21 protein-coding genes are annotated in these 22,701 nt (G+C 73.5%); 11 read left to right on the forward strand and 10 right to left on the reverse strand.

Annotated features, from left to right (window positions below; genetic code table 11):
• Positions 1-18 precede the first annotated feature (18 nt).
• Positions 19-939 (reverse strand): proteasome assembly chaperone family protein, encoded by a 921-nt coding sequence (locus tag J2S42_RS31605; RefSeq protein ID WP_307245021.1) that lies wholly within the window; start codon positions 937-939, stop codon positions 19-21.
• Positions 940-1,131: 192 nt separating this feature from the next.
• Between J2S42_RS31605 and J2S42_RS31610 the strand changes: the two genes are divergently transcribed.
• The 5 genes from J2S42_RS31610 (at position 1,132) to J2S42_RS31630 (ending at position 7,342) form a co-directional block, all read left to right on the forward strand.
• A complete protein-coding gene (locus tag J2S42_RS31610) occupies positions 1,132-3,357 on the forward strand; it encodes a putative bifunctional diguanylate cyclase/phosphodiesterase (RefSeq protein WP_307245023.1) in 2,226 nt (741 codons plus the stop codon).
• Between the two features lie 41 nt (positions 3,358-3,398).
• Positions 3,399-5,285 carry a glycosyltransferase gene (locus tag J2S42_RS31615; RefSeq protein WP_307245024.1) on the forward strand — a complete coding sequence of 629 codons (1,887 nt, stop codon included), beginning with the start codon at positions 3,399-3,401 and terminating at the stop codon, positions 5,283-5,285.
• On the forward strand, positions 5,230-6,375 hold the full coding sequence (locus tag J2S42_RS31620) for a hypothetical protein (protein WP_307245025.1): 1,146 nt from the start codon (positions 5,230-5,232) through the stop codon (positions 6,373-6,375). Before J2S42_RS31615 ends, J2S42_RS31620 begins: the two co-directional genes overlap by 56 nt.
• A 46-nt stretch (positions 6,376-6,421) precedes the next feature.
• Entirely contained in the window at positions 6,422-6,571 is a 150-nt protein-coding gene (locus tag J2S42_RS31625; RefSeq protein ID WP_307245027.1) for a hypothetical protein, read from the forward strand.
• Positions 6,572-6,661: 90 nt separating this feature from the next.
• Positions 6,662-7,342 (forward strand): EcsC family protein, encoded by a 681-nt coding sequence (locus J2S42_RS31630; protein ID WP_307249149.1) that lies wholly within the window; start codon positions 6,662-6,664, stop codon positions 7,340-7,342.
• Here J2S42_RS31630 and J2S42_RS31635 read toward each other — a convergent pair.
• Entirely contained in the window at positions 7,339-8,181 is an 843-nt protein-coding gene (locus tag J2S42_RS31635; RefSeq protein ID WP_307245029.1) for an SGNH/GDSL hydrolase family protein, read from the reverse strand. The two genes, J2S42_RS31630 and J2S42_RS31635, sit on opposite strands and share 4 nt — an antisense overlap.
• 153 nt (positions 8,182-8,334) lie before the next feature.
• Between J2S42_RS31635 and J2S42_RS31640 the strand changes: the two genes are divergently transcribed.
• Entirely contained in the window at positions 8,335-9,687 is a 1,353-nt protein-coding gene (locus tag J2S42_RS31640) for a transaminase (RefSeq protein ID WP_307245031.1), read from the forward strand.
• A 67-nt stretch (positions 9,688-9,754) separates the two neighbouring features.
• Here the strand turns inward: J2S42_RS31640 and J2S42_RS31645 are convergent, their stop codons facing one another.
• Both J2S42_RS31645 and J2S42_RS31650 read right to left on the reverse strand, forming a co-directional pair.
• Positions 9,755-10,207, reverse strand: a complete 453-nt coding sequence (locus J2S42_RS31645) for a response regulator (protein WP_307249151.1) — start codon at positions 10,205-10,207, stop codon at positions 9,755-9,757.
• Positions 10,208-10,389: 182 nt separating this feature from the next.
• Positions 10,390-11,100: a SigB/SigF/SigG family RNA polymerase sigma factor gene (locus J2S42_RS31650; protein WP_370879447.1), complete on the reverse strand. Its 711-nt coding sequence runs from the start codon at positions 11,098-11,100 to the stop codon at positions 10,390-10,392.
• A gap of 362 nt (positions 11,101-11,462) precedes the next feature.
• Here J2S42_RS31650 and J2S42_RS31655 point away from each other — a divergent pair, with 362 nt between their 5' ends.
• The 3 genes from J2S42_RS31655 to J2S42_RS31665 all read left to right on the forward strand — a co-directional run bounded on the left by J2S42_RS31655 (position 11,463) and on the right by J2S42_RS31665 (position 13,330).
• A complete protein-coding gene (locus J2S42_RS31655; RefSeq protein WP_307245035.1) occupies positions 11,463-11,996 on the forward strand; it encodes an RBBP9/YdeN family alpha/beta hydrolase in 534 nt (177 codons plus the stop codon).
• 151 nt (positions 11,997-12,147) lie between these two features.
• Positions 12,148-12,648: a GNAT family N-acetyltransferase gene (locus tag J2S42_RS31660; RefSeq protein WP_307245036.1), complete on the forward strand. Its 501-nt coding sequence runs from the start codon at positions 12,148-12,150 to the stop codon at positions 12,646-12,648.
• Positions 12,649-12,715: 67 nt separating this feature from the next.
• Complete coding sequence (locus tag J2S42_RS31665) at positions 12,716-13,330, forward strand: fibronectin type III domain-containing protein (protein ID WP_307245038.1); 615 nt, start codon at positions 12,716-12,718, stop codon at positions 13,328-13,330.
• Here the strand turns inward: J2S42_RS31665 and J2S42_RS31670 are convergent.
• Positions 13,320-13,697: a universal stress protein gene (locus J2S42_RS31670; RefSeq protein ID WP_307245039.1), complete on the reverse strand. Its 378-nt coding sequence runs from the start codon at positions 13,695-13,697 to the stop codon at positions 13,320-13,322. The genes J2S42_RS31665 and J2S42_RS31670 overlap by 11 nt on opposite strands.
• 159 nt (positions 13,698-13,856) lie before the next feature.
• On the opposite strand from J2S42_RS31670, the gene J2S42_RS31675 reads away from it, so the two are divergent.
• Together J2S42_RS31675 and J2S42_RS31680 are read left to right on the forward strand one after the other, a co-directional pair.
• Complete coding sequence (locus J2S42_RS31675; protein WP_307245041.1) at positions 13,857-14,993, forward strand: PP2C family protein-serine/threonine phosphatase; 1,137 nt, start codon at positions 13,857-13,859, stop codon at positions 14,991-14,993.
• A gap of 49 nt (positions 14,994-15,042) precedes the next feature.
• Positions 15,043-15,552: a MarR family transcriptional regulator gene (locus tag J2S42_RS31680; RefSeq protein ID WP_307245043.1), complete on the forward strand. Its 510-nt coding sequence runs from the start codon at positions 15,043-15,045 to the stop codon at positions 15,550-15,552.
• A 15-nt stretch (positions 15,553-15,567) separates the two neighbouring features.
• Here J2S42_RS31680 and J2S42_RS31685 read toward each other — a convergent pair whose 3' ends face one another.
• From J2S42_RS31685 to J2S42_RS31705, 5 genes are all read right to left on the reverse strand, one after another.
• Positions 15,568-16,425 (reverse strand): NAD-dependent epimerase/dehydratase family protein, encoded by an 858-nt coding sequence (locus J2S42_RS31685; protein WP_307245045.1) that lies wholly within the window; start codon positions 16,423-16,425, stop codon positions 15,568-15,570.
• Positions 16,426-16,448: 23 nt separating this feature from the next.
• A complete protein-coding gene (locus tag J2S42_RS31690; RefSeq protein ID WP_307245047.1) occupies positions 16,449-17,684 on the reverse strand; it encodes a cytochrome P450 in 1,236 nt (411 codons plus the stop codon).
• A complete protein-coding gene (locus J2S42_RS31695; protein ID WP_307245049.1) occupies positions 17,681-19,156 on the reverse strand; it encodes an AMP-binding protein in 1,476 nt (491 codons plus the stop codon). The genes J2S42_RS31690 and J2S42_RS31695 overlap by 4 nt, the downstream gene beginning before the upstream one ends.
• Complete coding sequence (locus J2S42_RS31700; protein ID WP_307245051.1) at positions 19,156-20,160, reverse strand: 3-oxoacyl-ACP synthase III family protein; 1,005 nt, start codon at positions 20,158-20,160, stop codon at positions 19,156-19,158. Before J2S42_RS31700 ends, J2S42_RS31695 begins: the two co-directional genes overlap by 1 nt.
• Before the next feature lie 142 nt (positions 20,161-20,302).
• A complete protein-coding gene (locus tag J2S42_RS31705) occupies positions 20,303-22,357 on the reverse strand; it encodes an amylo-alpha-1,6-glucosidase (protein ID WP_307245053.1) in 2,055 nt (684 codons plus the stop codon).
• Between the last annotated feature and the right edge of the window lie 344 nt (positions 22,358-22,701).

Genomic DNA, 22,701 nt, shown 5'->3' on the forward strand with positions numbered 1-22,701 from the left:
CGCTTCCCGGTGCGCGTCCTACTTCTCGTCGTCGCGAGCCTGCTCGGCCAGGTAGCGCTCCAGCTCGGCGCCCAGCTCGTCCGCGGTGGGCAGCTCCACGGCCGGGCTGGCCAGCAGGCTGTTCGAGGCGCGGCCGCGGACGAACGCGTCGTACTGCTGCTCCAGCGCGCCGACCAGGTTGCGCCCCTGGTCGTCCTCCGCGATCTGCTGGTCGACCGCGGCCCGCACCTCGGCCGCGGACGCGCGCAGGCCGTCCAGCGGCAGCAGCAGGCCGGTCGAGTGCGACACGGAGCTGAGCAGCGTCTCGGCCGCGGCCGGGTACTCCGTCTGCGCCAGGTAGTGCGGTACGTGCACCGCGTACCCCATGGCGTCCTTGCCCTGCTCGCCCAGGCGCAGCTCGAGCAGGTTGCCGATCGCCGCCGGCACCTGCACCTTCTGCATGAACGACTCCTGGTCGCCGAGCAGCGCGGGCCGGGTGGCGTGCCCGGTGACGCTGGCCGGGCGGGTGTGCGGCACCGCCATCGGGATCGCGGTCATCCCGATCGTCAGCCGCACCCGGAACCGGTCGATGAGCTGGATCACCGCCGCGATGTACCGCTCCCACTGCAGGTCCGGCTCCGGGCCCGCGAGCAGCAGGAACGGCGCGGACACCGTGTCGTGCACCAGGTGCAGCGCGAGCTTCGGCGTCTCGTAGCTGACCCAGTGGTCACGGTCGAAGATCATCGAGGGCCGGCGCGAGCGGTAGTCCATCAGCTGGTCGACGTCGAACGTCGCCAGTTCGGTGCTGTCCAGCGTGCTGAGCAGGTGGTCCACCGCGAGCTGGCTGGCGCTGCCCGCGTCCACGAAGCCCGTCATCGCGTGCACCAGCACCGGTTCGTCGAGCTCGGCGAGCGTCGGCAGGTCGTCGGTGAGCCGGTAGAGCCCCTCCGGATCGAGCACGGGTCTCTCCCCCTCCTGGAAAGAACAAACCGCTTCGGCCAACATCCCGGTTCCGCGGCTCATTCCCGCGTCACCGGGTGTTCCCGGTGAAATTCTCTCAAATTCCCCCTGTGACGTGTACGGCAGGCACCTCATCTCCCCGGCCGCGCCGCCGATGGGACACGAGTCGGAATCACCGACGGCAGGAGGACCATGCGACGGTCGACGGCGGCGTTCTACGGCGTGACGGGCGGTGCGGTGGCGACCGCCGCCGCGCTGGCACTGGCCGCGCCACTGCCGGCCGGGGTCCGTACGGTCGTCGTCCCGCAGACCGCGATGCTGCTGGCGGACCTGCTGGCGATCGGGTTCGCGGTGCGGGCGGCCCGGCGCCCCGGTACGGATCCCGCGGTGCGCCGTGCCTGGAAGCTGCTGGCCGGTGCGCTGATCGCGCTGTGCGCCGCGTCCGTGCTGTTCGCCGCGTTCCCGAACTCGACCGCGTTCCCGGTCCCGGGTCACTGGATGCGCCTCGGCGTGTTCCTGCCGCTGATGCTGGCCGGGCTGCTCTCGATGCCGCAGCGCGCCGGGGGACAGTACACGCGCTGGAAGACGGCCCTGGACGTGAGCGCCGTGGTGGCCGGTGGCGCGATGCTGTTGTGGTACCTGGTCACCGGTCCGGCGCTGGAGGCCGGTGCGTCGCTGGGCCGGAACACGGTCGCGTTCGCGCTGGCGTACCCGATCGCCGACCTGGTTCTGCTCTTCGGCGTGACGCTGGTGCTGGTCCGCGGCGTGGACACCGCCACCCGGCTGCCGATGGTGCTGCTCGGCACCGCGCTGCTGTTCGAGATCGTCGGCAACACGTACCTGGGTTACCTCGCCGTGCACCCGGGCGGCCCGGCCGTGGTCCAGTGGCTGTTCTTCGCCTGGATGGCCGCGCACGCGCTGATCGCGGCCGCCGCGTTCGAGGCGTCCCGTGCGGCCGGCACCTCGCTGGCCCGCGAGCCGGGCGCCGCGGTGAGCCGGCTGCCGTACCTGGGTATCGCGGCCGGGCTGGCGCTGCTGGTGGTGGCCGCGCTGCGGGAGGGCCGGATCTACCCGTGGACCGGGCTGGTGCTCGGCGCGCTGCTGCTGGTCGGCATCGTGGTGCTGCGCCAGGTCGCCACGCTGCGGGAGAACCACGAGCTGGCGATCACGGACGGGCTGACCGGCCTGGCGAACCGGTCCCGGCTGCACGACGCGCTCGGCCGCGCGCTGGTCCGCGCGCAGCGCTCCGGGCAGTCGACCGCGGTGCTGCTCGCCGACCTGAACGGGTTCAAGCAGATCAACGACGGTCTCGGGCACGCGGCCGGCGACCGGATGCTGGTCGAGTTCGCCGGCATGCTGCGCCGTGCCGTGCTCGGCTCGGACGTGGTCGGCCGGCTCGGCGGAGACGAGTTCGCGGTGGTGCTGCACGACATCGGCTCGGCGGAGAACGCGCAGGCGGTGGTGCGGCGGCTGCGCCAGGAGATGGAACTGCCGATCCTGATCGGCGACGTGGTGGTGCAGGTGCGGGCCGCGATCGGTTGCGCGGTGACCGGCCCCGGCGAGCACGACGCGGACACGCTGCTGCGGCTGGCCGACGAGTCGATGTACCGGGCGAAACGCGCGCAGCGCGACGGCACCGACCCGGAGATGGAGTCGCTGGCCGCGGACCTCGGCGACGCGGTCCGCAAGGATCAGCTGCGCGTGCACTACCAGCCGATCGCGACGCTGCCGGACGGCAAGATCGTGGGCGTGGAGGCGCTGGTCCGCTGGGAGCACCCGGAGCGCGGCACGGTGCCGCCGCTGTCGTTCGTGCCGCTCGCGGAGGAGTCCGGCGCGATCCGGCAGATCGGCGCGTGGGTGCTGGAGCAGGCGTGCCGGCAGGTGGCGGCCTGGCACGGCGAGGGCCACCGGCTGCACCTGGCCGTGAACGTGTCGCCGCGCCAGCTCGAACCGGGGCTCGCCGAGCGGGTGTTCGCGGTGCTGGACGCGGCCGGCCTGCCGTACCGGGACCTGATCGTCGAGGTGACCGAGAGCGTGCCGGTGGAGGACCCGGTCGCCGTCGAGCAGCTGCGCAAGCTGCATGAACGCGGCGTTCGGATCGCGCTGGACGACTTCGGCACCGGCTATTCCACGCTGCGCTACCTGACCGCGCTGCCGGTGGACATCCTGAAGATCGACCGCTCGTTCGTGGCGAAGCTGGACGGTACGCCGGAGGGCGCGGCCGTGGCCGAGACCGTGCTGCGGCTGAGCCGGATGATGCACCTGGAGACGGTCGCGGAAGGCGTCGAGTCGTCCGGGCAGGCCGCGGAACTGGCCGGACTCGGGTGCGTGAACGCGCAGGGCTTCCACTTCGCCCGCCCGATGCCCGCGGCCGCGGTCTCCGATCTCCTCGCCGAACAGGACCCGGCCAGCGTCTAATTTCCCCGTTTATCTGGTTATTCCCAGCATATCGTGTGGGAGTGACGAGGGCGGCGAGCGTGGGCGTGCCGGTCGGCGATCTGCTGGTGGAGGCCGGGTTGCTGACCCGGCAGCAGATGTCCGACGCGGTGAAGACCCGGGTGCGCACCGGCGCGCGTCTGGAGACGATCCTGATCAACTCCGGCGTGGTGCGCCGGCTGGACATCTACCGGGTGCTGGCGCGCGGCTGGGACATCCCGTACATGGAGGACCTCGACCAGTACCCGGTCGACGACCGGCTGCTGGCCGGGCTGGAGCCGACCGAACTGGTGGCCGGCGCGTGGTTCCCGGTGCAGCGTCGCGACGACGGCACGGTGCTGGTCGCGACCGCGGAGGCGCCGAGCGAGCGCCGCCGCACCGAGATCTCCCGGCGGCTCGGCGACGCGCCGGTCGAGTTCGCCGCGGTCACCGGTCTGGACATCGACGTGGCCGTGATGCGCGGCTTCCGCGGCCTGGTGCTGGAGGAGGCGAGCCTCGGCCTGTGGCGCCGCGACGAGAACCGCTCCGCGCGCACCGTGCTCAGCCGCGGTCAGCGCTGGTTCTTCGGCATCACCGCGGTCGTGCTGGTGGCGCTCTCCGTCCTGTTCCCGCGCTCGGTTCTGGTCGCACTGTCCGCCACCGTCGGCGCCGCGTTCCTGGTCAGCGTGTGGTTCAAGTTCGCCATCTGCCTGTCCGGCGCGCGGTTCGAGCGGTTCGAGACCGTCACCGCGGCGGACGTGGCCGCGCTGCGCGACGTGGACCTGCCGGTCTACACCGTCCTGGTCCCGGTCTACCGCGAGGCGAACGTGGTCGGCGACCTGGTGGCGAACCTCGGCGCGCTCGACTACCCGCCGTCCAAGCTGCAGATCCTGCTGTTGCTGGAGGAGGAGGACGACGAGACCCGGGACGCGGCCAAGGCGGCCCGGCCACCGCAGACCATCACGTTCGTCACCATCCCGGCCGGGCAGCCGCAGACCAAGCCGAAAGCGTGCAACGTCGGGCTGTTCCTGGCGAAGGGCGAGTTCCTGGTCATCTACGACGCGGAGGACAAGCCGGACCCGGACCAGCTGAAGAAGGCCGTGGTCGCGTTCCGCCGGGGCGGGCGCAGCCTGGCCTGCGTGCAGGCGGCGCTGAACTACTGGAACGCGGACGAGAACGCGCTCACCCGGATGTTCACCCTCGAATACTCGTTCTGGTTCGACTACATGCTGCCCGGGCTGGACGCGAGCCGGATGCCGATCCCGCTCGGCGGCACGTCCAACCACTTCCGGACGGACGCGCTGCGCCGGCTCGGCGGCTGGGACCCGTTCAACGTCACCGAGGACGCGGACATCGGCATCCGCGCGGCCGCGCTCGGGCGCACGGTCAGCGTGATCAACTCGACCACGTTCGAGGAGGCGAACCGGGCGTACGGCAACTTCATCCGCCAGCGGTCCCGGTGGATCAAGGGGTACCTCCAGACCACGCTCGTGCACCTGCGGCAGCCGGTCACGCTGCTGCGGATGATCGGCCCGCGGTCCGCGTTCGGGTTCGCGCTGCTGGTCGGCGGCACCCCGCTGATGTTCCTGTGCGTACCGCCGCTGTACGTGCTGTTCGCCGTCTCGCTGTTGTTGCCGCCGGACGCGCTCTCCCCGTACTTCCCCGGCTGGGTGCTGTGGAGCGGCCTGGTCAACCTGCTGCTCGGCAACTCTCTGATGATCTACGTGTCGATGATGGGGGCGTTCAAACGACGCCGGTACCGGCTCGTCGCCTGGGGCCTGGTGAACCCGCTCTACTGGCTGATGCACTCGATCTCCGCGTACAAGGCGCTCTGGCAGCTGATCACCCGACCGCACTACTGGGAGAAGACCACCCATGGCCTCAGTACCGTCGCGGGGCACACACCCGCAGACGGCCCCGTTCACGCCTGAGTGGCCGCCCCGGGCGCCGTCCACCACCACGCAGCGGCCGCAGCGGGCCAGAACGGCACAGAGCGAGAGACGCGCGGGGACGGTCCGGCACTGGGCGTTCCGGTTCCTGCTCAGCGTGCCGTACCTCGCGCTGGCCGTGCTGTGGACCGGCGACGTCTCCGCGAACGAGGCGATCGAGCGGGACGGCGCGATCATCGACTGGGGTTCCGACCGGCTGAACTTCGTCAGCGAGCTGTTCCCGCCGCTGCCCGCGGCCGTGGCCGGGCTGGCGCCGTACGGCACCCGCGGCCTCGGCGTGGCCGGTGCGCTGCTGGCCGGGGTGACGCTCGGCGTGCTGTGGGACCGCCTGCGCCGCTACGGGCTGCCGGTCTGGCTGGTCGTCGTGCTGCTGGCCGGACTCGGCGCGATGCCCGGCTTCGGCGCGCTCGCGGTCAGCGATTTCCGCGGCTTCGCCATGGTGGCGCTGTTCGCCGTGGCGCTGGCCGGGATGGTCCGGTTCGCGGCGGACGGTGACACCGGCGGCGGCTTCACCTGCGGGCTGGCCATGGGCGCGGCCGTGATGTGCGACGTCTCGGCCGTGCTGTTCACCGTGATGCTGGCCGTCACCTGCGCGGTGATCATCCGCCGGCGTGGCTTCGGCGGCACCGCGGCGGCGCCCGGGCTGCTCGGCGCGACCGCGCTGGTGATCACGTTCCCGGCCGCGTCCGCGCTGTGCGGCTGGGCGTTCCTGGAGTGGCGGTTCGCCGGCACGGTCTTCCAGGGGCTGCGCGAGGCCGGCTGGGGGCCCGACATCATCACCGGCGGGTGGGCCGCGCTGGCCGGGCAACCGTGGCGCGAGCTGGGCGAGGCGGTGCTGCGTACCCCCGTGTTCGTGGCGGTTCTGGTTCTGGCCCTCGGCACCGGGCGCTGGCTGCTGGCGCTGCTGCTGGTCGGGCTGGCCGTCGCGCTCGGCATGCCGCTCACGCCCGGCGAGGCGCTGCTCGTGCTCGGCGCGGCCGCGCTGGTCACCCCGATGCCGTCCGGGAGGGTCGCGGTCGCGGTGCTGACGGTCGCGGCTTTATGTCAAGTGGGCCTCGGATGGCTTTGGTGAGGTGGCACGTGGGTATCACCATATGAACCGTCAACAGGAGGCAGTCATGGCACGCATCGTCGACCGGATCCAGCACTTCCTGCGCTCGCCCGCGGGCCGTAAGGCCACCGAGCGGGTCCAGCGTGAGCTCGCGAAGCCGCAGACCCAGCAGAAGCTGCGCGGCCTCGTGACCCGCCTGTCCGGCAAGCGCCGATAATCTCACCCCGTCCCACCACCGCACCTCTCCCGGAGCGCACACGTGACCGTACCGCCGGATGAATTCGACAGCCCCGCCGCCGACGACCCGATCGCCGAGGACGAGACGGTCGCCGCGCCGCCCGGCACGCTGTGGGACCGGATGAAGAGCGACCCGCAGTACGCGCCGGAGCACCTCGCGCTGGAGGCGGTGCGCCGCCTCGGCCCGCAGGCGCGCGACTGGGCCGAGCGGTCGCGCGCGTTCCAGCCGGACGTCCCGGCGGACGTGCTGGCGCAGCGCGCCGTCAAGCGCTTCCGCAACCACGCCCGGCTGTCCGGCGCGGTGTCCGGCGCGGCCGGCCTGCCCGGCGCGGTGGTCGACGTGGGCGTGCTCGCCTGGACCCAGGCGCGGATGGTGCTGCACATCGCGGCCGCGTACGGCATCGACCCCACGCACCCGGACCGCGCGACCGACCTGCTGGTCCTGCAGAAGGTGCACAAGGTCGCGGAGACCGCGCGGATCGCGCTCGGCGTGGCCGCCGGCCGGGAGCGGGCCAGTGCGCTGTTCGCCCGCTCCGGCGGCAAGCCGCTGGCCGGTGTGATGCTTCGGCTCGGCGTCCGGCTGGCGCAGATGGCCGGCGTCCGCGCGGCCAAGCGGATGGTCGCCAAGGTCATCCCGGGCGCGTCGATCGCGCTCGGCACCTGGGCCAACTCCAGCGCCACCACCGCGCTCGCCCGGCGCGCAGTGGAGATCTTCCGCGACACGCCGAGCTCGCTGCCGTCCGCCTCCTAGAAGGCGTAGGTCTCCTCCGCGATAGCGGCCTGACCGGCCACGTTCGGGTGGAAGAAGTCGAGGTGATTGACGAGGTCGAGGGTGAACCGGACCCGGTGCACGGCGCCCTCGTCATCCCGGCAGCGCTCGCCGAACTCGCGGCAGGCCCGGCGCAGCTCCCGGTTGTAGTCCTCGATCCGCCCGTCCACCGCGCGGCGGCGGTCCTGGTCCGCGTCCGCGAGCGACGTGGGGTTGCCCAGCATGCTCTGGCAGATACCCCGGTTCCAGACCGCGACCGCCCGCTCGTCGGTGTGCCCGAGTTCCCACAGCCGGTAGACGTCCGGCACGCTCGCGACCAGCACCTCCGCCTCCGGCAGCCCGTCTGCGATGGTGGCGAGCGCGGCGTCGACCTGGGCGCGGAAGTCGTCCACCGGCGTCATCGCCCCCGGGTTCGCGCGGCAGGCGTCGTTCGCCCCGATCATGATCGTTACGTACGCCGCGCCGGTCCGTACGGCCGCGTCCGCCTGGCCCGCCAGGTCGGCCGCGCGCGCCCCCGCCTTGGCGAAGTTGTGCGCCCGATCGGTGATCTTCGGGTTGCCCGCGCGAATCCGCAGATAGTGGCTGTCCACGTCCGGGTCGAAACCGGTCGACCAGGAGTTCCGGACGCAGACGACGAGCGTGGCGCAGGTGCCGTAGCCCGCGGTGATCGAATCGCCGAGCGCGGCCATCGACGCGGGGAGGTCGTCGTTCGTCGGTGGGTCCGCCCCGGGCGTGCCGCCTCCGCCGGCCTCTCCCTCGCAGGCGAGCGCGAGCACGCTGAGTGCGGTCAGAACCGCGACCTGCCAGCGTCGTACGACCATCAACTTCCTCCGATGCAGTGGACGGCGACGGTCTTGTGACTCTACGTTGTTGGGGTGCCGGGAAGCATGCCACGTTATCGTTCAGGTGACCCCTGAAAACCGAGCGATCGGCTGTTATTTTGAGCCCTCACCCGCCGGATCGGAGGGCCGTCCATGATTGATCGCGGGCGTCTCGCCACGCTGCTGGCTCGCGAACGCGCCACCTACGCCGACCGCAACCCACGCTCCGCGGCTGCCTACGCCCGCGCCGAGCACCTCTTCGGCCGCACGCCGATGACCTGGACGAACCGCACCGCCGCCGGCTTCCCGCTCTACCTGGCCACCGCCCGCGGCGCGCACGTCACCGACCTCGACGGCCATGACCACGCCGACTTCAGCCTCGGCGACACCGCCGCCATGGCCGGTCACTCACCCGCGCCGGTCGTCGACGCCGTACGCCGCCGGACCGCCGACCTCGGCGGCCTGACCGCGATGCTCCCGACCGAGGACGCGGAAGTGGTCGGCGCCGAACTCTCCCGCCGGTTCGGACTCCCGCTGTGGAGCTTCGCGCTCACCGCGACCGACGCGAACCGGTGGGCGATCCGCCTGCTCCGCGCCGTCACCGGCCGCCCACGCATCCTGGTCAACAGCCACTGCTACCACGGCTCGGTCGACGAGACCCTGATCGTGATCGGCCCGGACGGCCGCCCGCGCCACCGCGCCGGCAACGTCGGCGCGCCGGCCGACGTGCTCACCACCAGCCGCGTCGCCGAATTCAACGACGTGGACGGTCTCGCCCGCGAACTCGCGCACGGGGACGTGGCGGCCGTGCTGATGGAACCCGCGCTCACCCATGCCGGCATCGTCACACCCGAGATCGGCTACCTGGCCAAGGTGCGCGAACTGACCCAGCGGCACGGCACCTACCTGATCAACGACGAGACGCACACGTTCTCCGAGGGCCCCGGCGGCGCCACCCGCGCCTGGGAACTCCAGCCCGACGTGGTCACCATCGGCAAATCGATCGGCGGCGGCGTCCCGGCCGCCGCGTACGGCATCACCACCGAACTCGCGGACGCGCTCGCCACCCGCTCCGACCTCGACCTCTCCGACGCCGGCGGCATCGGCGGCACGCTCGCCGGCGGCGCCCTCTCCATGGCCGCGACCCGCGCCACACTGACGTCGGTGCTGACCGACGCGGCCTTCGAGCACATGATCTCCATGGCCCGGGCGTTCGCGGCCGGCGTCCGGCTCGTGCTGGACCGGCACGGGCTGTCCTGGTCGGTGTGCCAGCTGGGCGCACGCGTGGACTACCGCTTCACCTCACCGGCACCCCGGAACGGCACGCAGTCAGTCGCGGCGGCCGACCCGGAGCTGGAGGAGTACCTGCACGTGTACCTGGCGAACCGGGGGGTGCTGTTGACGCCGGGCCAGAACATGGCGCTGATGTGCCCGGACACGACGCTGGACGACGTGGCGCGGCACCAGGAAGCCTTCCACGCGGCCATCAAGGAACTGGTCGATTAGCGCCGCGGGTCGCGTGGAGGGGTGATCGGGCCACTGCGCGCCCGATATTTCATCGAGCAGCGGCTCCTCAGGACCAGGACTGCTTCGGCAGCACCACGATCTGCCCGAAGAACTCGTCGATGTTGCGCACCACGTTCTCGAACTCGTCCAGGTCGATCGGCTTGGTCACGTACGCGTTGGCCTGGAGCGTGTAGCTGGACAGGATGTCCGTGTCCGCCTTCGACGTGGTCAGGACCACGATCGGGATCAGGCGGAGCCGTTCGTCGGACTTGACCTCGGCCAGCACCTGGCGGCCGTCGACGCGGGGCATGTTCAGATCGAGCAGGATCAGGTCGGGGCGGGTTGCCTCGGCGTGCTTGCCCTCGCGGCGGAGGAACTGGAGCGCCTCCTGGCCGTCGCTGACCACGTCGACGTGCTTGGGGCTGCCGGAGGCCTCCAGGGCCTCTTCGATCATGAGCACGTCGCCCGGGTCGTCGTCCACCACGAGGATGCGGACCGGCTGGGTGGAGGTGGACATCATCACCGGGGATTCCTCGATTCGGGGTGGCGTGCGGGAGAGCAGTCTACGGCACCACCCGGGTGCCTACCGGGATCCGGGGCGGCCGGAACCGCGTGAAAAAAACGTGAAAAGCGCATGAAAAAGCGCGCCGGCCAGGCACGGGGGAACCTGGCCGGCGCGCGGTCCGGTGTGTTGCGGTGAAGTCAGTAGCCGTCCGGGCCGAAGTGGCCGCGGAGCTTGGTGAGCGCACGGGCCAGCAGGCGGGAGACGTGCATCTGCGAGACGCCGATCTGGTCCGCGATCTGCGACTGGGTGAGGTTGCCGTAGAAGCGGAGCGTCAGGATCTTCTGCTCGCGCTCGTCCAGCGTCGCCAGCGCCGGGCCCAGGGCCACGCGCAGCTCGGCCAGCTCGTACTCCCGGTCGACGCCGCCGAGCGTGTCGCCCAGTTCGGTCGAGCCGTCCGCGGTGGCCGGGGTGGAGAGCGAGGTGGCCGTGTAGGCGCGGGCGCCCTCGAGGCCCTCCAGCACCTCCTCCTCGGTGACCTTCAGGTGCGCGGCGATGTCCGCGACCGTCGGCGAGCGGCCCAGCGACTGCAGCAGCGTGCTGTTCGCCTCGGAGATGGCCAGCCGCAGCTCCTGCAGCCGGCGCGGGACCCGCACGTCCCAGGTCCGGTCGCGGAAGTAGCGCTTGATCTCGCCGATGATGGTCGGGATCGCGTAGCCGGCGAAGTCGACGCCACGCTCGGGGTCGAACTTGTCGATCGCCTTGATCAGGCCGATCGTCGCGGTCTGCTCCAGGTCGTCCATCGGCTCGCCGCGGCCGGAGAAGCGCAGCGCCAGGTGACGGGCGAGCGGCAGCCACGCCTCGATCGCCCTGTCGCGGAGCGCCTCGCGGGACGGATGCCCGGCCGGCATCGCGCACAGCGTCTGAAGAAGCTCGGTCGCCTTGTCCGCCTGGGCGGCACGGGCGATCGGCTGCGGCTTGACGTCGGCCGCTGCCGTGTCCTGCGTCGTCGTCGTGGTCATGGTGGTCCTCCCGGCACCTCGATGTCCTCCGTGCCCCGGGGGCGCGAGTCGATGGTTGGTGCACGACATCGACCGGGGGCTCGGCGCACCCTTGATAGCCGCTGGCTCTCCGGCTCAAACCACTTTTCTTCAAGAATATTTGCCGTCCACCAATCGAGTTCGCGTACCATGTCGCTCCGTAGTGAATCAACTACCTTAAGTGACGCACTTCCGACTCCACGGTGGAGCGATGGTTGTCTATGATGTGGACCGTGGCACGGATACTTCTCGTACCCGGGCGCAGCGCCGCCGCACCCGACCACTGGCAGTCCCGCTGGGCCGCCGCCAACCCCGACTACCAGTGGGTGCCCCGTCCCAGCGGCCCGCTCTTCGACCTCGAGCTGCGCGTCGCCGCGCTGCACCGGGCGATCACCGCCGCGCGCACGCCGGCGGTACTGGTCGCGCACAGCGCCGGCTGCATCACCACCGTCGTCTGGGCCAGCCGGCACGCCGGGCCGGTGCGCGGCGCACTGCTGGTCGCCCCGCCGTACATCGATCCCGAGTGGCGGCCCGGCCCGGACGATCCCGACGAGCCGGCCATCGACGTGCCGCGCACCGCGCTGCCGTTCCCGGCGATCGTGGTCGCCAGCCGCACCGACCCCTACGCGGAGTTCGAGGAGTCCCGCGACTACGCGCTGGACTGGGGTGCCCAGCTGATCGACGCGGGTGACGCCGGGCACCTGCACAGCGCGGCCGGTTACGGTCCCTGGCCGGCCGGCGAACAACTGCTGAAAAACCTTCTATGACATGTACCCGCTTCCGGCGCCGGCACGTTCCGCATGCTCCCGCGGGCACCGGTCGGCCGCGGGCGGCCTCCCTGCACGATCCGAGGGTGGTGGCGAAAACCCGTCGGCGTCTCCTTGGCCGTCCGTGACCTCGGTTGGCTAGGGTCGGTGAATGATCACGGTACGGCGGGCGGGCCCATCGGACGCGGCGGAACTGGTGCGGCTGCGGGCCGTGATGATCCGGGACGCGTTCGACGGCGAGGAGCCGCCGCCGGGGGAGTGGCGGGAGATCGCGGAGCGGCAGTTCCGCGCCCGGCTCGCCGACTCGGCCGGGCTGCTGGCCGCGTTCGTGGTCGACCGGCCGGACGACCCGCAGCGGCTGGCCGCGTGCGCGGTCGGCAGCGTGGACACCCGGATCGCCAGCCCGCACTCACTGAGCGGCGAGTCCGGCTACATCTTCAACGTGGCGACCGATCCGGCGTACCGGCGCCGGGGTTTCTCCCGCGCGTGCATGGAGGACCTGATCGAGTGGTTCGCCAAGCGGGGCGTGGCCCGGGTCACGCTGCACGCGTCGCCGGACGGCGAGCCCGGCTACCGCGCGCTCGGCTTCACCGCGCCCCGGCACACCGCACTCCAGCTCGACCTGTGGGACCGTTCGGCTCAGGACGGCTGAGGCCCGGCCGATCCGTGAGTCACGACCGCCACGGACGGCGGTGTGCCGACCACGGAAGGGCCGGACGATGAACCTCACCCCACGCGCCACCGGCCTCGGCATCGCCGGGATCGCGCTGCTGCTGGCGCTGTCCGGCTGCAGTCTGCTCGGGCTCACCACGGAGAGCACCACGTCCGGCTCGGGTGCGGACTCCGGCGCGGCCGCGGGCGAGTGGACCACGCGCGTGCTGGACGGGCCGCGCGCCGCCAGCCCGACCCCGGGCGCGCCGATCACCAGTCCCACGCCGTCCGGCGTGCTCACGCTCGACCCGCTGCCGTCGGTGTCGGTCAGCCCGCTCCCGCCGGAGTGCCGGGGCAACCTGCGGCCGAACGTACTGAACGGGCTCACCGTCACGCCCGGCGCCGGGCAGGCCACGGTCACCTGGGTCAACGTGGGCGACCCGGCCGTGCAGTCGTACCGGCTGGCCGCGATCCCGCAGACCATCTACTACGGCGAGCAGGCGCCGGCGAACTGGATGGACGTCCCGGCCGGCGACGGATGCACCACCATCACCCGGACCGTGACCGGGCTGACGAAGGGCGAGCCGTACATCTTCTGGCTGGATGCGATCGTCAACTCGTACGAGTACGGCCAGGGCCGCGACATCCAGATCGCCCGCTCCACGCCGATCATCATTCGGTGACCGGCGCCGCCACGGTCGTCGTGCGGGTCCGCGGTACCCGCTGACCGGGCACCAGAACCAGCAGCGCCGCGTTCGCCGCCGCGTGCGCCAGTGCGAACTCGGGCTCGCCCAGGATCAGCTCGCGCATGACCGGAGGCCGGGACGGCAGGCCGCGCACGGCCCGTTCGATCGCGTCCGCCTGGGCGCGCTGCAGCCGCTCCCGTTCGGCCGGCAGTGTCCCGGCCGCCCGCGCCGCGTCCCGGTCCCGGGCCGGCCAGGCGGTCACCACCCGCAGTGCGCCGCGCTGCCGGGCCGCCGTCCGCGCCGCCCACCGCAGCGCCGCCTCCGACTCCGGTGTGCCGTCGTAACCGATCGCGATCCGTTCCATCGCAGCCTCCTCGGGCTCGAACCGAGTCTTGCAACCGCGCGTGTCTGGGTAACAGGGCCGTTGGTCCCGGGACGGACCTGGACCGCCGGCAAAACCGCTGGCAAGGTGAGGAACGGGGCGCCGCCGCGCGGGTCGACGGTCCGGAGGAGGGTGGTGCCGATGGCGGCGGACGACGACTTCGGTGCGCTGCTGCGGGCGACCGCCCCGGACCGCCTGGTCGAGGCCGCCGACGCATACCTCCGCGAGTGGTACGGCGTCGAGCGCGTGGACGTGCTGCTGGCCGACTACCGCATCTCCGGGCTCTGGCCGGTGCTGGACGGTCACCAGGACCCGGTGGGCGGCGTGCTGCGCGACCGCGGCGCCTCCGCCCGCTGCTTCGCCGGCCAGCAGCTGATCATCGAGGACGGCCGGGTGTTCCTGCCGCTCACGGTCTGGGGCGAGCGGGTCGGCGTGCTCGTGCTGGACGGTGACGACCTCGATCTGGACCGGCTCGCCGAGACCGCGGACGAGCTGGCGATCGCGATCCGTGCCGCGGACCGGGACACCGACCGCTACCGCCTGGCCCGCCGCCGGGACCGGCTCACCATGGCCGCGGAGATGCAGTGGGACCTGCTGCCCGGCCGCAGCCTCAGCCACCCGCGCTTCGAGCTGGCCGGCCAGCTGGAACCGGCCTACCAGGTGGCCGGCGACCACTTCGACTGGGCGGTCACCGGCGAGAAGCTGACGATCACGGTCCTCAACGGGTACGGCGGCGGCCTGGCCGCGTCCGCGCTGTCCGGGCTCGCGATCAACGCGATGCGCAACGCGCGCCGGTCCGGTGGCGACATCGTCGAGCAGGCCGAGCTGGCCTCGGACACGGTCTTCGCACACCACGGCGGCGAGAAGCACGTGGCCACGCTGCTGCTCGAGGCCGACCTCAACACCGGGCGGGTCCGGGCCGTCGACGCCGGGTCACCGCGCGCGTTCCGGATCCGCGGCCCGAAGCTGTCCCCGATCACGCTGGACCAGCAGCTGCCGCTCGGCATGTTCGGCGAGGCGCGCTACGCCACCCAGTCGTTCCTGCTGGAGCCCGGCGACCGGCTGTTCATCGTCAGCGACGGCGTGCACGCGGCCGCGCCCGGCGAGCGGGAGCCGTTCGGCGAGGCGGCGATGCTGGCCGCGGTGCGCGCCACCCGGCTGCAGCCACCGGCCGAGGCGGTCGGCTCCGTGATGCGCGGACTGCAGGACTACCACGACGACGCGGACCCGGACGACGACGCCGTGATCGTCTGTCTTGATTGGCACGGTACGGACTGATTCGTTTTCACCGGGTTGAATCCGTGGGACCTGGGTATGCGCTCGGGTTATGAAGAGCGTGGCTGACTTGGCCGTCGCCGTGGAGGCGGCCGTGGGGCCGTTGCTCGACGTGCTCGACTCCGCCCGGAACGACCCGCGGCTGCCGGTCTCGGCCACCCAGTTCCGGGTGCTGACCATTCTCGCCCGGCACCCCGGTCTCAACCTCGGCGGGCTCGCCGAGGCGCTGGACGTGGTGCCGTCCTCGGCCAGCCGGCTGTGCGACCGGCTCGCCGCGACCGGCCTGCTCACCCGCGCGCCCGACCGGCACGACCGGCGTGAGGTGCATCTTACGCTGACGTCCACCGCGGTGAACCTGCTGGAGGAGTTGCGGCAGCAGCGGGTGGTGGCGATAGAGGCGGTGCTGACCAGGATGCCGGCCGGTTCCCGGCGTGCGCTGCTGCGCTCGCTCACCGCGTTCGCGCTGGCCTCCGAGGGCATGATGGCCGAGGCCGCGAAGGCGATCGAGGCCATCCCCCAGGAACCCGCACCGACCTCGGCGGACGGTCTCGGCGTCGCGTAGTCCCGCGGGCGGCCGTCAGCGTGGACCGGCGCCGGCCCCGCCCAGGAAGTCGCCGAGGTGGCGTGCCGGCTCCCAGCCGCGTGCCCGCGCCCGTCCGATGTCCAGCACCAGGCCGTGGGCCAGTTGTTCCACCGCGTAGCGGGTGACGCCGCGGGCCCGAAGCGCCGCCGCGGCCAGCGCGACCGGCAGCGGGATCTCGTGCACCCGTACGCCGGGCAGCACGCGGGCGACCGTCTCGTTCCGCGGGTACGGACGCGAGTCCGCGATGTTGTACGGCCCGGCCGGCCACGCGTGCGCCCGCAGGCACGCGTCCGCCAGGTTCTCCACCGCGGTGAGGCTCAGCAGCGTGTCCGGTCCGGGCAGCCGGATCACGCCCCGCCGGACCGCGCGCCGCAGCCGGGGCAGCAGATGCGGGTCGCCGTGCCCGTAGACCGCCCGCGGCCGCAGCACCACCGCGCCCGCGTTCAGCGCCAGCCGCTCACCGGCCGCCTTCGTCCGGCCGTACGCGGTGCGCTGCCCGTCCACCGGATGGTCCTCGGTGACCACGCCGTCGTGCGCCCGGTAGACGCTGCCGCTGCTCACCCACACCACCGGCCGCGCTCCGGCCGCGTCCAGCAGCCACCGCGTACCGTCCACGTTGACCGCGTGGAACGCCCGCTCGGCCCGCCGCCCGGGCGCCGGATCGCCGACCGCAGCCGCGAGGTGGACGACGAGGTCGGCGCCGCTCAGGTCGGGCGGCCCGGCCGCCGCGTCCCACCGCACGTGCCGGGTCCCGTCCGGCCCGGGCCGGCGCCCGAGGCACACCACGTCGGCACCCAGCGCCCGCGCGCCCCGCGCCACGTAGCCACCGCAGAACCCGCTGGCCCCGGTCACCGCGACCCGCACACCTGGCCCGATCACGCGCCGGCCTCGGGGGTGGCGCCGCTTGCACCGGGCGGGTGGCTTGCACCGGTCCGAATGGTCGCGGCGGGCACGCCGCGGGTGGTCGCCTCGATCGTGAGGACACGCCAGCCGGGGAGGGCGGCGCCGCGGTCCGGGCGGGCGGTGACGACCGCCGGGTGCAGCGGGGCGAGGGCCGCGAGCACGTCGCGCAGTTGTGCGCGGGCCAGCGCGGCGCCCGGGCAGGCGTGCGGGCCGGTGCCGAAGACCAGCTGCGCCACGTGCGGTGGCGCCGGGTCCGCCGGGTCCGGGTCGCGGTGGTGCGCGCCGGTGGCGTGCCGGGTCACCAGGATCAGGCGGTCGCCGTGCGCCACCGGGCAGCCGCCGATCACCCCGTCGCCGCCCGCGGCCCGGGGCAGCAGCGGCGTCGGTACGACGACCCGCAGCAGCTCCGAGACCAGCGCGTCCAGCCGCTCCCCGCCCGCGGCGGCGTGCTCCCACAGCCGGTCGTCGGCACACCAGGCCACCGCCCGCGGTATCGCCGCGACCGTCGTGTTGATCGCCGCCACCGCCAGCATCGAGGCCAGCCCGGTCCCCGTCTCCGGCCCGGCGTCCGCGCGCGCCACCGGACATCCGCTCCCCGGCCGGCCGGCGCCCGGCCGCGCCACCCGGGGTGCGTTCGCGAGCAGCGTGGTGAGCGCCCGCGCCGCGGTGGCCGGGTCGTGGCCGCGCCGGGCCGGCAGCCGGATTCCCGGCAGGTGCGCCCGGGCCGCCGCCGCGGCCGCGGTGCGCGCGGCCCGGGACAGCTCTCGGGGGTCGGCGTCGATGCCGAGCAGCGCTGCCGCCGTGCTGCCGGCCAGTTCCGCGGTCATGTCGACCAGGTCGGCCCGCCCGCCGTCGCGCAGCGCGCCGAGCCGCCGGTCCAGCACGGATCGCCACACCGGCCGGAGCCGCTCCACCCCCGCGCTGCTCAGCCGCGCTGCGAGGTCGCGCCGCGCGTTCCGGTGTGCCGCGCCGTCCTGGTCGAAGAGCAGGTCCGCGTCGGCCAGGTCGCGGGCGATCGCGCCGGTCGTGCCGTCCGCCCGCCGGTCGAGTGGCACCCGCGTCATCGCCTCGACGAACGCGTCGGTGCCGTTGACCAGCAGCGTACCGCCGAGCCGTGTCACCGCACGGTGGCGCACCGCCGCCAGCAGCGCGAACAGCACCGGATGCCCGCTCAGGTACACCCGGCGGTCCCGGGCCCGCGCCCTCATCGGGGTGACAGCGCGCGGGCCGCCAGCGCGGACGCGGCGGCACGGTCGGGTTTGCGGGAGCGCCCGGAGACCGGGACCGGGGCGAAGACCAGGTGGTCCGGGCGGGCCGCGCCCATCCGGGCGAGCGGGCCGCGCAGCGCGACCCGGACCGCGGACTCGGACGCGCCCGGCTCCAGCTCGATGACCGCGGCCACGGTCTCGTCCTCGTCGAACGCCGGTACGCCGACGATCAGCGCCAGTGCCACGCCCGGCACGTGCAGCGACGGTTCGTACAGGCCGGGGTAGATGTTCTCGGCCGCGCGCAGGATCATGTCCTTCGCCCGCCCGGAGAGCACCACCCGCCCGGCCTCCAGTCGCGCGAGGTCGCCGGTGGAGACCCAGCCGTGCGGAGGCTGCCCGAGGTAGCGATGGCACATCTGTGGCCCCCGCAGCTCCAGCACGCCGCCCGCGTCCTTGCGCGCGGAGATCCCCGGCAGCAGCGCGCCGACCAGATCACCGCCGTCCGCCGAAGCGGACGCGAAGGGGATCTTCTCCCGGGACTCGACCGCCGCGGCCGGGAAGACCTCGGTCAGCGCGTACACCCCCCACGCCTCGTCCGCGCCCGCCTGCCGGACCCGGGACATCAGCGCGGCCGACACCGGCGCGGAGCCGCTGTAGACCCGCCCGGTGAACCGCGCGCCCGCGTTCAGCGCCGCCCGCAGCTCCGGCGGCGTCAGGTAGGTGGCCTGCGGCGCCAGCCGGGCGAGCTGCCGGGCCAGCGTGGCCGGCCGGCCCGCGGGCATGGCGACCGGTGCGCCCTCGGCCAGCGCCGGTGCGAGCACGAAGAACGTGCCACCGGCGACCGGCGTGCCCGGCACCGGCCGGACCAGCTCGGTGACCGCGCGCATGCCCGCGTCCAGGCCGGCCCGGCCGTGCACGACCGCGCGCGGGCTGCTGGTGGTGCCGGACGTGAACACGATGACCGCGTCGCCGTCCCCGTCGAAGACCGGCGGCGTACCCCCGGCTGGTATCTCCAGGGACGGTGCGGAGCCGGGCCAGCGGCGGCCGAGCGTGACCACCGGTGCCAGATCGCCGAGCGTGGGCAGCGCCAGCCGGGCGCGGCGGGCCAGCGGCGCGGCCCAGGACGCGAGCGCCTGCGCGGCGCCGTCCGCCACGATCAGCGCAGGTGCCGCGAGCCGGAGGCGGGCGAGCAGCACGTCCGGCCCGGCGGCCGGGTCGAGGATCGCGGTGCACACGCCGAGGCGGTGCGCGGCCAGCATCAGCGCGAGCGCGGCCGGGCCGGGGATGACGGCGACGCCGAGCGTGTCACCGGCGCGCAGGCCGCGGTGGTGCAGCGCCCGCGCGTACCCCTCGGTCAGGTCGTGCAGGTGCCCGCGCGTGGCCCGGACGCGGGGCCGGCCGGTGACCGTGGTGCCGAGCACGGCCGGGCAGTCGGTGTCGCGGGCCAGCGCGACGCGCAGCCGGTCCAGCATCAGGCCTTCTCCCAGACCATGGTCATCATGCTGATGCCGCCGCCGAGACCGGCCAGCAGCACCCGGTCGCCGGTGCGAAGACCGGGAAAGACCCGGGTCAGCTGTACGCCGAGGCTGGCGCTGGCCAGGTTGCCCAGGGTCGGCAGCGTCGGCACCAGCTTCGCCTCGGGTACGCCGGTGATCTCCACGAACCGCTCCAGGTACGGCCCGGTGACCTGGTGCACGAGCACGTGCCGGTAGTCGTCCCAGTCCAGCCCGGTGCGGGCGGCCACCCGCTCGAAGATGCCGGCGCCGACCTTCTCGAAGACCGCGCGCAGCGTGTGCCCCTCGCCGCTGAAGTACGTGTGCTCGTCGCCGCGCGGCAGCCGGGAGCCGCCGCCCGGGATGCCGCCGACCTGCCAGTGCTCGGAGTGCGTCTCCGTGTCGACGTCCAGGATGCCGCCGCGCGGCACCGCCTCGACCAGCACCGCCGCGCCGCCGTCGCCGAACGTGTACCCGGCGAACGCGTCCCGCAGCTCCTGCATGCCGGTGAGCGCGGGCCGCATCGCGCGGGTCGGCGTCTCGCCGGTGGCCACCAGCACGCGCCCGGCCCGCCCCGCGATGATCAGTGACCGGGCCAGGTCGATGCCGTTGATGAAGCTGTTGCATGCGTTCGTCACGTCCAGCGCGTGCGCCCGCGAGCCGAGCGCGGCCTGCACGATGTGCGCGGTGGCCGGCTCGGCCATGTCCCGGCTGGCGGACGCGAAGAGCAGCACGTCGACGTCGAGCGGGTCGAGGCCGGCGTCGTCCAGCACGCGCCGGGCGGCCGCGGCCGCGAGCGTGGAAGCGTACTCGCCGTCGCCCGCGATCCGGCGTCGCCGTACGCCGGTGAGCTGCTCGAACATGCCGTCCGGCAGGCGCAGTCCGCTGGCCTCGGAGACCTGCCGCTGCAGGTCGGCGGTTTCCACCTCGCGCTCCGGCAGCGCGGCGGCCGCGGCCGTGATGCCCACCCGAGTCATGATCATGCGCCGTAGCCTCTCGCAGCCCGCGCCCCCGCCGGATGAGTAGGGGCACTCAAATATCGGCCGCCGGGCCACGCCGCGAAACCGGGGATCGGACAGATCGAGGCGCCGTCCGGCTGACCGGACGGCGCCCCGTGAGCGCAGGTCAGAGACGGTGGCGAATGCGGTTCAGCTCGGCGACCGAGCGGGCCGAGAACGGGCAGCCGGTGGCCGCGTGCGGTGCGTCACCCTCCGCGGTCTCGCTGACCGACCCGAGCCCCCACTCGCCCAGGTGCGCCTCCAGGCCGGTGAGCACGCCGTCGGTGGGCAGCCCGGCCGCGATGCACGCGTCCAGGTAGGGGCCGACCAGCCAGGGCCAGACCACACCCTGGTGGTACGCGGCGTCCCGGACGATCCGGTTGCCCCGGTGGGTGCCCATGTACCCGTACTCGGACGGCGCCAGCGAACGCACGCCCATCGGGGTGAGCAGCGCGGACCCGGCCACGTTGATCGGCCGGGGCTCTGCCTCGCCGCGCAGCGGCGCGTGCGGCAGGCTGAACGCGAGCAGCTGGTTGGGCCGCAAGCAGACGTCGTCGTGCGCGGTGCCGCCGAGCGGGTAGAGCGCGGGCGGCGCGTCCACCACGTCGTACAGCCAGCCCTCCTCCGCGACGAACCGCCGCTGGAACGAGGCCAGCGCGGTCTCGTGCGCCTTCGTCAGGTCCGGGTTCTCCCGGCCGGCCGCGCGCAGCAGCCCGGTCAGGCCGGCCAGCGCGTTGATCCAGAGCGCGTTTACCTCGACCGGCTTGCCGGTGCGCGGCGTCACCGCGACGCCGTTCAGCCGCGCGTTCATCCAGGTCAGGGCGTTGCGCTCGGAGTCGTGCCGGAGCAGGCCGTCGCTTTCGTTGACCAGCAGCACCGGTGCCTGCCGCTGGGCCGGCGTTATCGGCGTGAGCGCCTGGGTCGGCGTCTGCAGCATCGCGGCCAGCGCGGACCGCGCCTCCGCCGGCTTCTGCTCGCGCGGTGCCGGCCGGGTGGCCTGGCCCAGGCCGACGTGCCGGAGCAGCAGGTCGGTGAGCGGGTCGGCGAGCGCGGCGGCCAGGTCGGTGTCACCGAGCCGGGTCACGTGCCGCTCGACCGCGTGCACCAGCCAGAGCGGCCCGTCCACCGGGTCGTGCAGCAGGCCGGCGTCCGCGGCCTCGACCGCGGCGTTGACCCGCGCCTGGAGCAGCGCGGCGCCCTCCGAGCCGCGGCCGGTGTCCAGGAACAGTCCCTCGTACGCGGTCATGGTGTCGCCGAGGTAGGCGGTGAACCAGGGGTAGCCGGCGACCACGTCCGGCCCGCTCGCGGTGTCCACGATGAACGCGTCCGCGGCGAGCGCGAGCGTGGCCGCGGTGGAGTCGGCCGGGTCCGCGCCGGTGACCAGCTTGTGCGCGCGGTCGTGCGCGGCCGCGACGATGGTGGCCGCCGGCGGCGGGCGCTCGCCGAGGTCACCGGCCCAGGCCGACACCTCCAGCGCCCGGCCGACCTCGAGCGTGGCGGTGAACGAGCCGGCGTGCCAGAGGTCCTCGACCGGGTTCAGCCCGCGCTCCGCCTCGGCGCGCGCGAACGCGTCCAGGTGCCACTGGCCCGCGGCCGTCCACCCGGGACCGGCCAGCCGGTACGCGTTCTCCACCACGACGCCGTCCGCGACCGTCTCCACGGTCAGCGGCGTGCCGTCCGCCCGGCGCTCGCCGTGCGCGTCGCGCCAGGTGCACATCGCGGCCAGCGAGAGGTGCACCGGGCCGGGCGCGGAGATCAGGCGGTGCACCACGCCGAGCGACGGCTGGCCGTGCGCCATCGCCAGCTCGCGCTCCAGCACCACGTCGCCGATCCGCCAGCGCCAGCGCGGCAGCCCGTCGGCGAGCTCGAACAGCTCCAGGTACGCGTGGCCGTCCGGCGCGACCGCGCCGGACGCCCACTCGTGCGTGTAGAGCTGGACCCGGGCTCCGGAGGGGAGCGTCACGGTGGCGTCCAGCGAGGCCAGTGCGACGTGGCGTTCGGTGAGCGCGGCGTCGGCCACCGCCAGCAGGGCGTGGTATCGCCGGGTGCGCAGGCCGGATACGGTGCCCATGGCGTAACCCCCGACGCCGTCCGGCACCAGCCATTCGCGGGACGCGCCGGCTCCCTCCGACAGGGAGGCGCACACCTGGGGACCGAAGATCAGCGGTGCGTTCAACAGCACGAGCCCTCTGTGATCGATTGGATCGCGACACGACCCATCGGGGTCTTCACTGGCAGGTGAGGACCCAACGTTGGCAGGCGATGCGCTCGACGTTATCAGCTTCTCGGCAAGATTTTGGCTCCCGTCCATGAGGAACTTCAGGGGTACGGCGAGCGAAATCCACTCGTTGCAACTGGGTGGATTAGCGCGGTGACTCTCGGGGCATAAGCGCCTCGCCCTTCGGCATGCGCACACGTGCGACCCGGGGGTACGGGTGTCCGGGATCACCGTCGCGTGGCGTGGCGGCGGTGCGGGTCCGATCCGGCGAGGATGGGTTCGCGGGCGTCCGCGACGGCGAGGGGGAG

It is taken from the genome of Catenuloplanes indicus, assembly GCF_030813715.1.
Classification (GTDB): Bacteria; Actinomycetota; Actinomycetes; order Mycobacteriales; family Micromonosporaceae; genus Catenuloplanes; species Catenuloplanes indicus.

Bases quoted from the DNA above. Each gene is read 5' to 3' on its own strand.
- J2S42_RS31670 (WP_307245039.1), bottom strand. From the start codon at position 13,697: ATGGAACGGATCGCGATCGGTTACGACGGCACACCGGAGTCGGAGGCG.
- J2S42_RS31675 (WP_307245041.1), top strand. From the start codon at position 13,857: ATGGCGGCGGACGACGACTTCGGTGCGCTGCTGCGGGCGACCGCCCCG.
- J2S42_RS31660 (WP_307245036.1), top strand. From the start codon at position 12,148: ATGATCACGGTACGGCGGGCGGGCCCATCGGACGCGGCGGAACTGGTG.
- J2S42_RS31635 (WP_307245029.1), bottom strand. From the start codon at position 8,181: ATGGTCGTACGACGCTGGCAGGTCGCGGTTCTGACCGCACTCAGCGTG.
- J2S42_RS31700 (WP_307245051.1), bottom strand. From the start codon at position 20,160: ATGATCATGACTCGGGTGGGCATCACGGCCGCGGCCGCCGCGCTGCCG.
- J2S42_RS31695 (WP_307245049.1), bottom strand. From the start codon at position 19,156: ATGCTGGACCGGCTGCGCGTCGCGCTGGCCCGCGACACCGACTGCCCG.
- J2S42_RS31640 (WP_307245031.1), top strand. From the start codon at position 8,335: ATGATTGATCGCGGGCGTCTCGCCACGCTGCTGGCTCGCGAACGCGCC.
- J2S42_RS31645 (WP_307249151.1), bottom strand. From the start codon at position 10,207: ATGATGTCCACCTCCACCCAGCCGGTCCGCATCCTCGTGGTGGACGAC.
- J2S42_RS31625 (WP_307245027.1), top strand. From the start codon at position 6,422: ATGGCACGCATCGTCGACCGGATCCAGCACTTCCTGCGCTCGCCCGCG.
- J2S42_RS31620 (WP_307245025.1), top strand. From the start codon at position 5,230: ATGGCCTCAGTACCGTCGCGGGGCACACACCCGCAGACGGCCCCGTTC.
- J2S42_RS31610 (WP_307245023.1), top strand. From the start codon at position 1,132: ATGCGACGGTCGACGGCGGCGTTCTACGGCGTGACGGGCGGTGCGGTG.
- J2S42_RS31690 (WP_307245047.1), bottom strand. From the start codon at position 17,684: ATGAGGGCGCGGGCCCGGGACCGCCGGGTGTACCTGAGCGGGCATCCG.
- J2S42_RS31650 (WP_370879447.1), bottom strand. From the start codon at position 11,100: ATGCCGGCCGGGCATCCGTCCCGCGAGGCGCTCCGCGACAGGGCGATC.
- J2S42_RS31680 (WP_307245043.1), top strand. From the start codon at position 15,043: ATGAAGAGCGTGGCTGACTTGGCCGTCGCCGTGGAGGCGGCCGTGGGG.
- J2S42_RS31665 (WP_307245038.1), top strand. From the start codon at position 12,716: ATGAACCTCACCCCACGCGCCACCGGCCTCGGCATCGCCGGGATCGCG.